General features: G+C 71.6%; 11 protein-coding genes. 5 read left to right on the top strand and 6 right to left on the bottom strand.

Translation table 11 applies throughout. The annotated features are described in order from the left end of the window. The first annotated feature begins 32 nt into the window (after positions 1-32). Positions 33-1457 (top strand): MocR-like pyridoxine biosynthesis transcription factor PdxR, encoded by a 1425-nt coding sequence (pdxR, locus tag G569_RS44620; RefSeq protein WP_037494148.1) that lies wholly within the window; start codon positions 33-35, stop codon positions 1455-1457. Here the strand turns inward: pdxR and G569_RS0101190 are convergent. Together G569_RS0101190 and G569_RS0101185 are read right to left on the bottom strand one after the other, a co-directional pair. Continuing rightward, positions 1440-3218, bottom strand: coding sequence for an alpha/beta hydrolase (locus tag G569_RS0101190; RefSeq protein WP_028062055.1), 1779 nt, complete (start codon positions 3216-3218; stop codon positions 1440-1442). The genes pdxR and G569_RS0101190 overlap by 18 nt on opposite strands. A gap of 1 nt (position 3219) precedes the next feature. Beyond that, on the bottom strand, positions 3220-4374 hold the full coding sequence (locus G569_RS0101185) for an SGNH/GDSL hydrolase family protein (RefSeq protein ID WP_028062054.1): 1155 nt from the start codon (positions 4372-4374) through the stop codon (positions 3220-3222). Positions 4375-4448: 74 nt separating this feature from the next. Here G569_RS0101185 and G569_RS0101180 point away from each other — a divergent pair, with 74 nt between their 5' ends. From G569_RS0101180 to G569_RS56975, 4 genes are all read left to right on the top strand, one after another. Continuing rightward, positions 4449-5657: a serine hydrolase domain-containing protein gene (locus G569_RS0101180; RefSeq protein WP_028062053.1), complete on the top strand. Its 1209-nt coding sequence runs from the start codon at positions 4449-4451 to the stop codon at positions 5655-5657. Position 5658: 1 nt separating this feature from the next. Then, entirely contained in the window at positions 5659-6384 is a 726-nt protein-coding gene (locus tag G569_RS44615) for a glutathione S-transferase family protein (protein WP_053225670.1), read from the top strand. After that, complete coding sequence (locus G569_RS0101170; RefSeq protein ID WP_028062052.1) at positions 6369-7241, top strand: alpha/beta hydrolase; 873 nt, start codon at positions 6369-6371, stop codon at positions 7239-7241. The genes G569_RS44615 and G569_RS0101170 overlap by 16 nt, the downstream gene beginning before the upstream one ends. 281 nt (positions 7242-7522) lie before the next feature. Further along, positions 7523-10966 (top strand): amidase family protein, encoded by a 3444-nt coding sequence (locus G569_RS56975; protein WP_053225669.1) that lies wholly within the window; start codon positions 7523-7525, stop codon positions 10964-10966. Between the two features lie 22 nt (positions 10967-10988). Here G569_RS56975 and G569_RS0101160 read toward each other — a convergent pair whose 3' ends face one another. The 4 genes from G569_RS0101160 to G569_RS0101145 are packed head-to-tail and all read right to left on the bottom strand — an operon-like array spanning position 10989 to position 14171. Next, positions 10989-11630, bottom strand: coding sequence for a response regulator (locus G569_RS0101160; RefSeq protein WP_028062051.1), 642 nt, complete (start codon positions 11628-11630; stop codon positions 10989-10991). Then, positions 11627-12511 carry a sensor histidine kinase gene (locus G569_RS44605; RefSeq protein ID WP_053225668.1) on the bottom strand — a complete coding sequence of 295 codons (885 nt, stop codon included), beginning with the start codon at positions 12509-12511 and terminating at the stop codon, positions 11627-11629. The genes G569_RS0101160 and G569_RS44605 overlap by 4 nt, the downstream gene beginning before the upstream one ends. Positions 12512-12540: 29 nt before the next feature. Next, on the bottom strand, positions 12541-13236 hold the full coding sequence (locus tag G569_RS0101150; RefSeq protein ID WP_028062050.1) for a hypothetical protein: 696 nt from the start codon (positions 13234-13236) through the stop codon (positions 12541-12543). Beyond that, the gene (locus G569_RS0101145) at positions 13236-14171 is read right to left on the bottom strand and encodes an ABC transporter ATP-binding protein (protein ID WP_028062049.1); all 936 of its coding nucleotides are present in this window, start codon (positions 14169-14171) and stop codon (positions 13236-13238) included. The genes G569_RS0101150 and G569_RS0101145 overlap by 1 nt, the downstream gene beginning before the upstream one ends. Positions 14172-14231 lie beyond the last annotated feature (60 nt).

The raw sequence follows: 14231 nt of genomic DNA, 5'->3' as shown, positions 1-14231 counted from the left end.
GCCGCTCTGGCCTGGATGTAAGGTCCAGTTCGATGCCTGAAAACCAGGCCAGCACGACCGAGCTGCTCGTCGCCCTGGAGCGCGGCAACGGCCCGCTCCAGCGCCAGCTCGAGAACCAGCTCCGCGCCCTGATCCGCTCGGGCCGCCTGGCCGCGGGCGACCGCCTACCGGCCTCCCGCGCCCTGGCGGGCGACCTCGGCGTCTCCCGCGGGATCGTGAGCGACGCCTACATGCAACTCGCCGCCGAAGGCTGGCTCCTCGTCACCCCACGCACGCCCCCCCGCGTCGCCTCCCTCAAAGGGTCTGTCCCCTCAACACTGCGTTCGCACGAAAAGCCCTGCTCAGCGCAAGATCGCATTGTCAAGGGGTCAGACCCCTTAGGTGGTGGGGTGGCGGTGCGGTATGACCTGGGACCCGGGCGGCCTGATCTGGCGCGGTTTCCGCGGGCGGATTGGGTGCGGTCGTTGAGCGAGGCGGTGCGTGGGGCCGGGGTGGCGGAGCTCGACTACCCGCCGATCCCCGGGGCGCACCGGCTGCGGGCGGTCGTGGCCGCGTATCGCGGGCGGGTGCGGGGGACGGTCGCGGAGGCCGAGGACGTGGTGCTGTGTGCCGGCGCGGGCCAGGCGTTCGTGACCATCGCGGAGGCGCTGGGGCCGGTGAAGCTGGCGGTCGAGGACCCCGGGCACGAGGGCATCCGCGCGCTGTTCGCCAAGCGTGGCCTGGTGCCGGTGCCCACGCGGGTGGACGAGGACGGCGTCGTCGTCGACGAGTTGCCCGGCGACGCGCGGGCGGTGCTGCTCACGCCCGCCCACCAGTTCCCCACCGGCGCCGTCCTCAGCTCGGAACGGCGGGCCGAGCTGCTGCGCTGGGCGGCCGAGCGGGACGCGTTGATCATCGAGGACGACTACGACGCCGAGTACCGCTACGACCGTGCGCCGGTCGGCGCGCTCCAGGGGCTGCGGCCGGATCTGGTGGTGCACGTCGGCTCGGTGTCGAAGACGTTGGCGCCCGCGCTGCGGCTCGGCTGGCTGATCTCGCCGCCGGCGTGGCGGGAGCGGTTCGTCGAGGCGCGCGAGTCGCTCGACCACGGCCTGCCCGCGCTCGAGCAGCTCGCGCTGGCGGACTTCATCTCCCGCGGCGCGTACGACCGCCACCTGCGCCGCTCCGGCCGCGCGTACCGGCGGCGCCGCGACGCGCTGATCGCCGCGCTCGCGCGGGTACTGCCCGACGCGACCGTGGCCGGCGCGGCGGCCGGCCTGCACATCGCCCTGCACATCCCGGGCGCTGACGAGCCCGCGCTGGTCGAGCGGCTCCGCGCGGCGGGCGTCATCGTCGACGGCATCACACCCCACCGCGTCGCGCCGGGACCGAGCGGGATCCTGCTCAGCTTCGCCGCGGTCCCCGACGCGGCCGCGGGGCATGTCGCCCAGCTGATCGCGTCAGGGTGCCGGGAGTGAGAGCACGCTGCCGCCGATCTCCGCGCGGGCCTGCGGGGTGGCCTGGGTCCAGCGCAGATGCACGGTCACGCCCGCGACCGTCAGCGTCGCGTCGACGGCGCCGGTGGCGGCCTTGAACGTGCCCGCGCCGGACACGGTCGCGTCGCTCACGAAGCGGACGTCCTGGAAGGAGAACGTCTCGTCGCGCACGCTGAAGCGGCCGCCGCGCAGTCCCGCGCCGAGGCGACCGCCGCCCGTGTACACCCAGCGCATCGTCGCGTCGGCGAACGCCTGCGCCGCGACGGTCGCGGCACGCCGGGCGCTCTCGCCCGGGTCAGGCCCGCTCACGAGCGTGGCGGGCGCGGCGGCGGACAACGTCAGCGGGTAGTCCGGCGTGTGCAGCGCGGGGATCGACGCCGCGCACGTCGAGTCCAGCGCCCCGCGGATGAACGAGCGCATGACGTTCCGCGCGCAGCGCATCCCCTCCACGAGGTAGTTGTCGCCCTCGCTCGTCACATGGACGGTGTTCCTCAAGGTCACGATCGTCACGTCGTCGCCCAATCCCGGGGCGAACGTGGGCGCGTCCGACAGCGGCGTCAGCGAGTCGAGATCGCCGCCCACGATCAGGATCGGCACGTCGACCTTGACGTCCGGCACCGCCGGCGGCCGCTTGGACGCCGGCCAGTCGAGGCAGATGTCGTACGGCTGCGAGAAGCCGCTGATCGTCAGCCACTCGGCGGCGGTGAAGGGCGCGAACGCCTCGGGCGCGCCCGCGAACGACGCCAAGCGCGGGTAGTCGAGGCACGACACGGCGAGATAGGCGCCGCGCGAGAAGTAGGACGCGTCGCTCGGCGAGTGGTTCCAGGTGCTCGACTGCGCCGCGAGGCGCACCAGCGGCACGTCGTCGCCGGCGAGCGCCGCCCGCACCGATGCGTCGAGCTCACGCAGGATCACGGGATCGGACGCGGCGTCCTGGACCATGTCCGCCAGCACCCGCGTGTCGACCCGGAACAGCACGCTGGTCGTGTCGGCGTCGCGGGTCCGCTTGACGATCGGCGCCGTCCGCACCCGCGCGAGCAACTCGCCGAGCCGCGCGACCGACCCCGGCGAGACCGTCTCCATCGCCGCCCGCGCCGCCGCACCCGAGGACGCGTACCACGGGTCGAGGTCCCGCCGCGGGTAGGCGGAGTCCAACACGACCGAGTGCAGCGTCGACGGGTGGCGCGCGATGAACTCCTGCACGAAGAACGTGCCGTAGGAGTCGCCGTAGAGGTCGACCTTCCCCAGCCGCAACGCCCGCATCACGGCAGCGAGGTCGTCCGCCGCGTAAGCGGTGGCGAAGTACGAGTGCGCGCCACGCCCGTACCGCGCGTCGAACTGCGCCGCGCACCGCCCGACCCGTCGCGCGAACGGCCGCCCGGACGTGCGCCCCGGGAAGCCCTGCACGGACCGGCAGTCGATCAGCGCCGAGTCGCCCGTGCCGCGGTTGTCGACGAGCAGCAGCCCACGCGACCGGACGAGCGGCCCGAAGATCCCGCGGTACTCCCAGCGGCTCCCGGTCGATGGATAACCGGGACCGCCCTCGACGGCCACGATCGGCGGCCGGGAACCGTCGCCGCGATACCAGCGGAACGCGACATCGATCGTCCGCCCGTTCCCGAGCGGCCGCTCGATCGACCCGCACAGCGCCCCACCGCAACGGCGCAGCTCAGGCGTCGCCGCGTCGGCCCGGCCCGCGAGGACCAGGCCGACGAGCAGGGCCGCGGTGACGGCCCACTTCATCTCAGCCGAGCGTCATGTTCGGTTCGCCATTGCCGTTGAGCCCGGTGCCGCGCGAGCAGGTCCCGCCGCGCACCGCGCCGCCGTTGTACGCCTGCCGGAAGCAGTTGCGCAGCGCCAGCTGGCCCCAGTAGTTCGGGTGCGCGTCCTCCTGGAGCTGATAGGGCGGGAAGAGCGTCGTCAGCGTGCGGATCTGCTGCACCCACTCGCTGTTGTCGACCGCGCCCGCCGAGCGCCACGTCGAGATCCCGCGCTCCTCGAGCAACCCGACCGTGTTCTCGCACAGCTTGCGCCCCGCGAGCGCCTCGTCCATGTTGAGCACCTGGACATTGGCCATGCCGGCGACGGCGTTGCGCACGGTGTTGTTGAGCGTGGTGACGACGGTGTCGCGCGCCCAGTTGGCGTCCTTGTTCCAGACGCCGCACCCGCCGACGGTCTGACGCGTGAAGCCCGTCTCGCCGTAGCGGAAGCCGGCCGACTTCGGGATCGGCGCCGAGTAGGTCTGGGCGAGGATCTTGTAGGTGCCGTCGGCGTAGCCACCGGCGAGCATCGCGTTCCTGACGTTCTGGAACGCGCCCCTGACCTGCGTCGTGATCGTGTTGATGTTCGACTGCGTGAACATCGCCGTGATGTTCGAGTCGTCCTGGCAGTAGTTCTTCCACCACGACGGCGACGTCAGCCAGTCGGTCACGCAGGTCTGGACGATGTCCGCGAAGCCGTAGTTGTTGGCGCCGATCAGCACCACGACGGCCTTGATGCCCTTGTCCCGGCCGGCGAGCTCCTGCAGTGCCAGGGCCTGCCCCTTGTTGCCGCCGGAGTTGTAGAAGTCGATGCCCGGCTTGAAGTTGGAGTCCGACACGCGGGAGTAGGTCCGCGCGCCCGAGCAGGCGAGGTTGACCGACGTCACGCCGCCGCCGATGTGCACCTCGGCCGACTTGGAGCGATGGCAGCCCGGGATCGCCTCGCCGGTGCCGTTGGCATTGTCGAAGTAAGCGGTCGGCCCGAGCGCGTCGGTCTTGGACGAGGACTGGTTCGTGTTGCCCGCCCATCGCCCCGCCTCGCCGGATATCGCCGAATCTCCGAGCGACACCACCGTGTCCGCGCGCGCCGCCGTCGGCACGGCGAGAAGGACGATCAGGGCCAACAGCAGTCTGCGCATCCGGGCTCTCCTCCCGATTGAACTGCGCGAATCCAACCACTTCTCGCTTGGACAAAGCTTGGGAACATGCGGGGGTGCTCGACATCGAGATCGACCCTCGCGAGGCAGGCTTCGACCCCGAACGCCTCGCCCGCATCGACCGCAACTACCAGCGCTACGTGGACGAGGGCAAGCTGCCCGGCTTCCTCGCGGTGATCGCGCGCGACGGCGAGTTGGTGCACGTCGCCAAGGGCGGTCTGCGCGACGTCGAGGCCGGGACGCCGGTCACCGACGACACGCTGTTCCGGATCTACTCGATGACCAAGCCGGTCACGTCGGTCGCGGCGATGATGCTCTGGGAACAGGGGGCGTTCGAGCTCAAGGACGAGGTCGCGCGGTTCATCCCGTCGTTCGCCGACGCCCGTGTGTGGACCGGCGGCTCGCAGCAGAAGCCGATGACCGTCGCCACGCCCGAGCCGGTCCGCATGTGGCACCTGTTCACCCATACCGCCGGTCTCGCGTACGGCTTCGCCTACGCGCATCCCGTGGACGGCATCTACCGCGACCACGGCTTCGAGTTCGGCGCCCCGCAGGGGATGGACCTCGCGGCATGCGTCGACGTGTGGGCGGGCCTGCCGCTGCTGTTCGAGCCGGGCACCGAGTTCAACTACTCGGTCGCCACCGACGTGCTGGGCCGTGTCATCGAGGTCATCAGCGGCCAGACGCTCGACGTCTTCCTCAAGGAGCGGATCTTCGACCCGCTCGGGATGACCGACACCGCCTTCGGCAGCGCCGACCCCGATCGGCTCGCCGCGCTCTACGGACCTGGATTGCAACGCAACGACCGGCTCGGCGCGCCCGCCCTGCACGCGCCCGCGTTCCTCTCCGGCGGCGGCGGGCTCGTCTCGACCGCCGCCGACTATCACCGCTTCACCCGCATGTTGCTGGGCGGCGGCGAGGTTGACGGCACGCGCCTGCTCGGGACGCGTACGCTCCGCTTCATGGGCCGCAACCATCTGCCCGGCGGCGCCGAGCTCAAACAGGTCGCCCGGCCGACGATCTCCGAGACCCAGAACGAGGGCATGGGCTTCGGACTCGGGTTCTCCGTCGTCCTCGACGCCGCGCGCACGAAGGTCCTGTGCAGCGAGGGCGAGCTCGCGTGGGGCGGCCTCGCCAGCACCGCCTTCTGGGTCGATCGCTCCGAGCGCGTCACCGCGCACTTCTTCACCCAGCTCGCGCCGTCGAGCACCTACCCGCTGCGCTCGCAGCTGCGCCAGCTCACCTACCAGGCGCTGGTGGACTGACATGGAGGCCAAGCTCGTCGGCGTCCCCGGCTCGCACCCGTGCGTCAGCGCCGAGTTGATGCTGCGCCACAAGGGCATCGAGTTCACCCGCCTGGACCTGCCGAACATGAGCCACAAGGCGATGCTGCCGCTCCTGCGCTATCGCGGCTCCACCGTGCCGGTGCTGACGATCGAGGGCAAGCGGGTGAGCGGGACGATGAAGATCGCCCGCGCGCTCGACCACTTCGTGCCCAAGCCACCGCTCCTCCCCGAGGCCGACCGCGTGACGATCGAGGGCGCCGAGGCGTGGGCCGACTCGGCGCTGCAGGACGGGATCCGGCAGATGTCGCGCTACAGCGTCGCCAAGGATCCGGACGCGATGGCGAGCTTCCTGACCGCTCCCGTCCTGAAGATCCCGGCGGGCACGATGCGCACGATCCTGCCCGTCATCAAGCCGGTCGTGCTGTTCCAGATGCGGACCGACGACGAGACCGCGCGCACGTGCCTGGCGGCCTTGCCGGCGCAGCTGGACCGGGTCGACGCGCTGCTCGCCGAGGGCGTGATCGGCGGCGAGGACCCGAACGCGGCCGACTTCCAGATCGCCCCCTCGGTGCGGCTGATGATGTGCTTCGACCAGCTGCGCCCGTACGTCGAGGCGCGCCCCGCCGGCGCGCACGCGCTCAAACTCGTCCCCGATTACCCGGGCCGGTTCCGGGAAGTGTTCCCAGCACAATGGCTTCCGTTCTGAGACTCCGCGAGGACATCGCCGCCTGGCTCTGGCATCCCGAGGGCGCGACCGGCGCGGTCGTGCTCGGCCACGGCCTCTCGGCGGTGCACGACCAGCGCCTGACCGCGTACGCCGAGCGCTTCGCCGCGGCCGGGCTGGCGGCGCTCGTCTTCGACTACCGGCGCTTCGGCTCCAGTGGCGGCGAGCCCCGCCAGCTGTTCGAGATCAAGACCCAGCTCGAGGATTGGCGGATCGCGATCGAGCACGCGCGCGGCCTGCCCGGGATCGAGAAGGTCGGCCTGTTCGGCTCCTCCTTCGGAGGCGGGCACGCGATCACGCTGGCGGCATCCGAGCCGGTGCAAGCCGCCGTCGCGCAATGCCCGATGACCGACGGGTTCAGGGCGTCGCTGCTGGCACCGAAGGTGACCGCGGCCAAGCTCACCAAGCTGGCACTGCAGGACGCCGGCGGCGCGCTGTTCGGGCGAGCGCCGAAGCTCGTCAAGGCGGCCGGCAAGCCCGGCGAGGTGGCGCTGATGAGCGCGCAGGACACGCTCCCCGGCTTCGAGTCGATCACGCCGCCGGACACGGTCTGGGTCAACGCGATCTCCGCCCGCGCGGGGCTCGAGATCCTGCGCTACCGGCCGGGGACGAAGGCGTCGAGCATCACATGCCCGCTGCTGGTCTGCATCTGCGACCACGACTCGCTGGTGGACGTCGACGCGTCCGAGCGGGTCGCGCACGAGGCCTCGCAGGGCGAGGTCGTGCGCTACCCGATCGGCCACTTCGAGATCTACACGGGCGAGTGGTTCGAGCGCGCGGTGTCACGCCAGGCGGAGTTCCTGGCACGCCACCTGAGCGCAGCTTCACCGTCAGCTTGACCTTGCCGCGCTCGACCTTGACGGATGGCAGCGTGGCGGTGCGGACGGCGCGGCGTCGCCCACACGAGCGCGTCACCGGCGGGCGACCAGGTGGGGGTGGCGACTCGACGCCCTGGTCGTCGCGGAGCGGCGGACTGCTGGTCGTTGCGTTGACCTTGTAGCGGATCCCTAGGTTCGCCCGGCGGTCGAGCGCACATTCGACCGTCGGTCCAATGTGCGGAGCATGGGAGCCGGGTTAGCGTCGCACTCGGGTCAGTACGTCCACTAACGGAGGGAACCGGATGAAACTCGCGATGCTCGCGCTCGCGTGTGCCTTGGCGTGCGTCGCGCCGGCACAGGCGGCCGACTTGAACCTCGAAACGCTCGACGGTCCGACGGCGGTCAAGTTGATGGACGAGGGGAAGTTGACCTCGGTGGAGCTCACGCGCGCGTACATCGCGCGGATCGCTGCATTGAACAAGAGCGGCCCCGGCCTGAACGCGGTCACGCAGCTCAACGCCGACGCGCTGAAGGACGCCGCGCTGCTCGACAAGGAGCGCCGTGAAGGTCACGTCCGCGGGCCGGCGCACGGCCTACCGATCCTGCTCAAGGACCTGATCGACGTGAAGGGCATGTACACGTCGGCGGGCAACTACTCGCTGCGCAACTCGTTCCCGGCGATCGACTCGGGCGTGGCGAAGAAGCTGCGCGAGAGCGGCGTCGTGATCCTCGGCAAGCTCGGCCTGTCCGAGTACGCGAACTTCTTCGGCAACCAGCCGTCCGGGTTCTCCAACCTGACCGGCCAGGTGCTCAATGCCGTCGACGCCGACCAGAACCCGTCCGGCTCGTCGTCGGGCTCGGGCGCGGCGAGTGCCGCGGCGCTGTCGATGCTGGTCGTCGGCACCGAGACGTCGGGCTCGATCATCTCGCCGTCACAGGCCAACGGATTGGTCGGTCTGCGGCCGACGGTCGGGCTGGTGCCGGGATATGGCATCGCGCCGATCTCGGCGTCGCAGGACACCGCCGGCCCGATGGACCGCACCGTCGCCAACGCGGCGATGACACTGCAGTCGATCGCGGGCTATGACGCCCACAACGCCGACTACTACCACGGCATCTGGGGCCCGGGCATCAACGACGAGGACATCATCCCGCCCGTTCCGCACACGCTGCCCAACTACATGTCCGCGCTGGACCTGAACTTCGTGCGCGGCAAGCGGATCGGCTGGAACGGCACGTCGGCCGAGGTCAACACGGCCAAGGCCGCGCTGGAGGCGGCGGGGGCGATCCTCGTCGAGCGCCCCGTGATCTCCCCGGCGGGCGTCCCCGGCTCGGTGCTCAACTGGGAGGCGCACCGTGACATCGACCACTACTACGCGCATCTCGGCCCGAACGCCCCGATCAAGTCGCTGGCCGAGGAGGCCGCCGACAACCTGGCCAACGAGCACGAGGCGCTGAAGTTCGGCAACAGCACCCACGCCGGGTCGCTGGCGATCGACATCTCGCCCGACAGCGCCGCCTCGGTGGCGTACCGCTCGAACCTGCTCGTCGGCAAGCAGCTGAGCCACTCCGGGATCGACCGGATGATGGCCAACGACACCGCCGACCCGAGCGACGACTTCATCGCGATCCTCGGCTCCGTGAGCAACGGCCCGCGCGCCGGCTACCCGCAGCTGACGATCCCGATGGGTTACAACGCGACGCAGCGGCGAACCCTGAACGTCTCGATCCACGCCAACGCGTACAAGGAGCGGGATCTGATCGGCGTCGCGTACGTGATCGAGCAGGCGACGAAGCTGCGCAAGCCGGTGTCGGAGATCAACCCGAGCATGTACCGGTGCGCTCACACCGTTCCGGCGCCGGCGTTCTCCTCGCGTGGCTCCTGCAACCCGGACTACGAGTCGACGATGAAGCTGGTGGGCGGCGCGGCCCCGGCTCTGGACTTCTCGCTGGAGACGGAGTCCGCCACGTCGCTGCAGGCGCGTCTGACCGCCGGGACGTTGAGCTCGGAGACGCTCGTCAAGGCGTACCTGGCGCGGATCGCGCTGACCAACGCGGAAGGTCCCGCGCTGCAGGCCGTCCGTGCTCTGAACACGCGGGCGGTCGAGGAGGCCAAGACGCTCGATCGCGAGCGGGCGACGTCCGGCTCGCGCGGGCCGCTGCACGGCATCCCGGTGCTGGTCGATGACGTCGTCGACGTCTTCGGCCTCCCGACGACCGGCGGGTCGATCGCGCTGCAGAAGTCGCTCCCGGGCGCCGACGCCGCGCTGGTCGCGAAGCTGAAGGCCGCGGGCGCGATCGTGCTCGGCAAGACGAATGTGAGTGAGCTCAACGGGCTGCTCGACTCGGGCGCGCCGGAGGGCTACTCGTCGCTCGGCGGGCAGGTGCTGCTGCCGTCCGACACCGACAAGACGGTGGCGGGTTCGGCCGCCGGCTCCTCGGCCGCGACGGCCGCGGGGCTCGCCGCGCTGACGGTGGGGTTGGAGAGCTCGACCGACTCCGCGCAGATCATCGCTCCGGCAGGTGTCGCGGGCGTGGTCGCCCTCAAGCCGTCGCTGGGTCTCGTGTCGTCGGACGGCGTGTTGCCGGTGGCGAAGTCGCAGGACGCGGTCGGGCCGATCACGCGGACGGTCGCCGATGCGGCCGCGGGGTTGTCGGCGCTGTCCGGCAAGTCGTTCCCGGTGGCCGCCGGCGGGCTGATCGGCAAGAAGGTCGCGGTCGTCGGCACGCTGCCGGCGGGCGTCGCGACCGCTTTGACCGGCGTCGGCGCGACGACCGTGACCAAGACCGCGGGGACGGTGAGCGCGCCGAGCGTCATCGCGCGCTCGTTCGAGAAGGACCTCAACGCGTACCTCGCCGGCGTGTCCGGCGGGGCGGGCTCGCTGCAGGGGATCGTCAACTACAACACCGCGAACCCGGTCGAGGGTCTCAAGTACCAGCAGCGTGACCTGCAGGCGTCGTTGAGCCCCGATGTCAGTGCGCTGGCGGCCGACACCGCGGCGGGCAAGACGCAGAGCGCCGGCGTGCTCGACGCGCTGCTCTCGGACACCGATGTCATCGCGGCTCCGGCGGGCAGCGCGCTGGTGGGTGTCGCGGACCGCGCGGGCTACCCGGTGCTCACCGTTCCGGCCGCGTTCGGCACGGGCTCGGCCGGGCGCAACCCGATCGGCGTCGTGTTCATCGGCAAGGCCGACGGCGACGCGGCGCTGCTGAACGCGGGCTACGCGTTCGAGCAGGCCACGAACGTCCGTCTCGCGCCGAGCTGGACGAACCCGAGCATGTTCCGCTGCGTGCCCGGCTCGACGTTCTTCTCGCCGCACCACTGCCACCCGGGCGACGCGCTGAGCCCGACCGCGGACGGCCCGATCGAGACGCCGGTCGCGGGCGAGGTCGGCGGGTCGGTGCCGGCGACGCTGGCGCTGACGCTCGGCTCGCCGACGGCGACGTTCGGCGCGTTCACGCCGGGCGTGGCGAAGGACTACACGGCGACGCTCGGCGCGACCGTGGTCTCGACCGCGGGCGATGCCGCGTTGACGGTGGCTCCGACCCCGGCGTTCCTGTCGAACGGCGCGTTCTCGCTACCGTCGCCATTGGAGGTGGCGTTCTCGAAGGCCGCGTGGACCGGCCCGGTGTCCAACGAGGCGGTGACGATCACGTTCAAGCAGCACATCGGGGCGGGCGACGCGCTGCGAACGGGCGCCTACTCGAAGACGCTGACGTTCACGCTGTCGACGACGACGCCCTAGGCGGGTGACGGTCGGGCGGCCCTCACCCGGGCCGCCCGACCACTCCGTTCTCGTAGGCGTAGATCACGGCCTGGACGCGGTCGCGTAGGCCGAGCTTGCCCAGCAGGTTGGAGACGTGGCGCTTGGCGGTCGGTTCGGCGACGACCAGCGCGGAGGCGATCTCGGCGTTGGAGAGCCCACCGGCGATCAGCTGCAGCACCTCGCGCTCGCGATCGGTCAAGGCCGCGACGCCATCGGTGGGCGTCGGCGCCGGCAACCGGTGGGCGACGCGGTCGAGCAGCCTCCTCGTGACCTGCGGCGAGAGCACGGCATCGCCGGCGGCGACGGCCTTGACCGCGGCGACGAGCTCCTGGCGCGGCACGTCCTTGGTCAGGAACCCGCTGGCGCCCGCGCGCAGGGCTTCGACGATGTAGTCGTCGAGGCCGAAGGTCGTCAGGACGAGCACCTTGAAGCGCGGGAGCCTGCGGGTCGCCTCCAGGCCGTCCATCACGGGCATGCGGATGTCCATCAGGATCACGTCCGGGCGGTGGCGCTCGGCGGCTTGGACGGCCTGCGCACCGTCGTCGGCCTCGGCGATGACCTCGATCATCCCCGTGGCCTCGAGCACGGTCTTGAACCCCGTCCGCATCAGCGGCTGGTCGTCGGCGATCAGGACTCGGATCATGCGCTGTAGGGAAGCTCCGCTCGGACTTCGAAACCGTGGTCGCGCGGGCCGGCCTGCAAGGTCCCGTTGAAGGCCGCGACCCGCTCACGCATGCCCACGAGGCCGTGGCCGCCGTTGGAGGTCGCGGTGCTCTCGCCGCCCTCGTCGGTGACGCGGAGCTCGAGCGCGTCGTCGCCGTAGTGGACGGTGACCGCCGCGGCGGCGCCGCCCGCGTGGCGGATCACGTTGGTGACCGCCTCCTGCACGATCCGGTACGCGCTCGCGTCCAGGCCGGCGGGGAGCGGGCGTGGCGCGCCCTCGACCGCGTAGCTGATCTGCACGCCCGCTCGCCGCGCCTGCTCGATCACGCCGCCGACGTCGTCGAGCCCCGGCTGGGGCGCGAGCTCTCCGGCGTCGTCTCGCAGCACCTGAAGCGTGCGGTGCATCTCGCCCATCGTGCGCCGTCCGAGCGCCGCGATCGCGTCCGCCCGCTCGTCCCCGGTCACCGCCGCGAGCGCCTCCGCCTGCACGACCATCAGCGACACGTCGTGCCCGACCGCGTCGTGCAGCTCGCGCGCGATCCGCAGCCGCTCCTCGGCCGCGGCGGCCTCGCTGAGCAGCTCCTTCTCCCGCGCGGCCGCTCCGCGGCGCAGCACCAGGTACCGCGCCGCCGCCACGGTCGCCGCCGTGAACACCAGGGTCGAGATCAGCTCGAGCGCGTGGTCCATCTTCACCAGCTGCGCCGCGACGATCACCGCCGACGCCCCCACCCCGCCCCAGAGCGAACGCTCTGCCAACACGTACACCGACGGCAGCGCGAAGAACACGAACGGCGTCCCAAACGGCACTGCGACGCCGATCGCGAGCACCACGAGCAGGATCGGGAGGGCAAACCGGCGCATAAAGCAAAGATAAAGAGAGCAGGCCGTCTTTAGATTTCCGACGTGCGGGTCTTCCAGAGGCCTCCGCCGAGGGCGGCGGCGGCCCAGGCGAGGATGATCGCGATCGCGCCCGCCAAGGGCAATGCGGCGAGGATGCCGTCGGCGGAGTCGATGCGGGAGATCGCGACGGACGGGATCGCCCAGCGGGCGTTGCCGAGCACGTCGAGTTGGGCGAGCAGCGGCGCGACGCCGAGCTGGAAGGCCAGGGCGATGCCCATGACGGGGCCGCGGGAGCCGGTCAGCGCGGCGAGGCCGACGCAGACCGCGGCGGTCAGCGCGCCTGAGACGAGCACGCTCGACCCGCCGCGCCAGACGTCGCCCAGCGACGGCGTCGAGAGCAGGGCGGACACCGCCACGGCGATTGCGAGCATCCCGAGCGTGAGGATCCACGCGGCGGGGAGGCGTGAGAAGAAGAGCGCGGTGCGCGAGCGGCCGGTGGCGGCGAGGTCGCGGAACACGCCCGCCTCGATGTCGGCCCCGCCCGCGGTGGCGCCGATGATCGCGCCCGCGACCGCGGCCACCAGCGTCAACACGCCGGTCGCGGTCTCGAAGTCCGACGACGAGTCCAGGAACAGGTCGGCACCGAAGTAGATGACGACGGAGCCCAGGACGATGAACGCGACGACCGACATCATCCCGGTGCGGCGGTACAGCTTCAGCAGGTCGGCGCGGATCAGGCGGGACATCAGGCGTTCTCCAGTCGGGTCGTCATGCTCAGGAACTCGTCCTCCAGCGACCGGGTCACGGGCATCACGCGCTCGACCGAGATGTTCTCGGCGAGCAGGCGACGCAGCAGGACGGTCACGACGTCCATGTCGCGCGGGGCGCCCGGGGCGATCGTCGCCCGGACGAGCCCGTCGTACTCGACCGCGCGGGCGACGGCCGGCACGCCGGCCAGCACGCCGGCGGCCTTCAGGGTCGGCTCGGCGACGATGTCGATCGTGCGCTCGCCGCCGGCGGTCAGCTCCGCGATCGTGCCCTGCGCGACGACTCGCCCGTTGTCGACGATCGTGGCCAGGTCGCACGTCTTCTCGACCTCGTCCAACAGGTGCGAGGACAGCAGCACGGTGCGCCCCTCGTCGACCAGCGAGCGCACCAGCCCGCGGAACTCGAGGATGCCGGCCGGGTCGAGCCCGTTGACCGGCTCGTCGAGGATCAGCAGCTCGGGATCGCACAGCAGGCAGCGGGCGACGCCGAGCCGCTGGCGCATGCCGAGCGAGTAGGTCTTGACCTTGTCGTCGGCGCGCTTGGCGAGGCCCACCCGCTTCAGCGCCGCGTCGACGCGGTCGTGTGCGCCGGCGTCGCGCGCCGCGGCGTGGACATGGAGGTTCTCGCGGCCGGTCAGGTGCGGGTGGAAGCGCGGCTCCTCGACGATCGCGCCGACCCGCGCGAGCGCCTGCGCCCGCTCGCCCGGCAGGTCGTGGCCGAGCAGCCGCATCGTCCCCGAGGTCGGCTGGGCCAGGCCCAGCAGCAGCCGCACCAGCGTGGTCTTGCCGGCGCCGTTTCGCCCAAGGAAGCCGAACGCGCACCCGCGCGGCACCTCCAGGTCGATGGATTCGAGCGCGGCGCGGTCACCGAACCGCTTGCCGAGTCCGTGGGTCTCGATGGCGAGGGAGGTCATACCGACGATCCTCCGCCGCGCACGCCGTCCCGTCGTCGGCCGCGCGACCCATCTGCACCC

This window comes from Solirubrobacter soli DSM 22325, assembly GCF_000423665.1.
Taxonomy (GTDB): Bacteria; Actinomycetota; Thermoleophilia; order Solirubrobacterales; family Solirubrobacteraceae; genus Solirubrobacter; species Solirubrobacter soli.
This window is presented reverse-complemented; position numbering and strand designations above follow the sequence as displayed.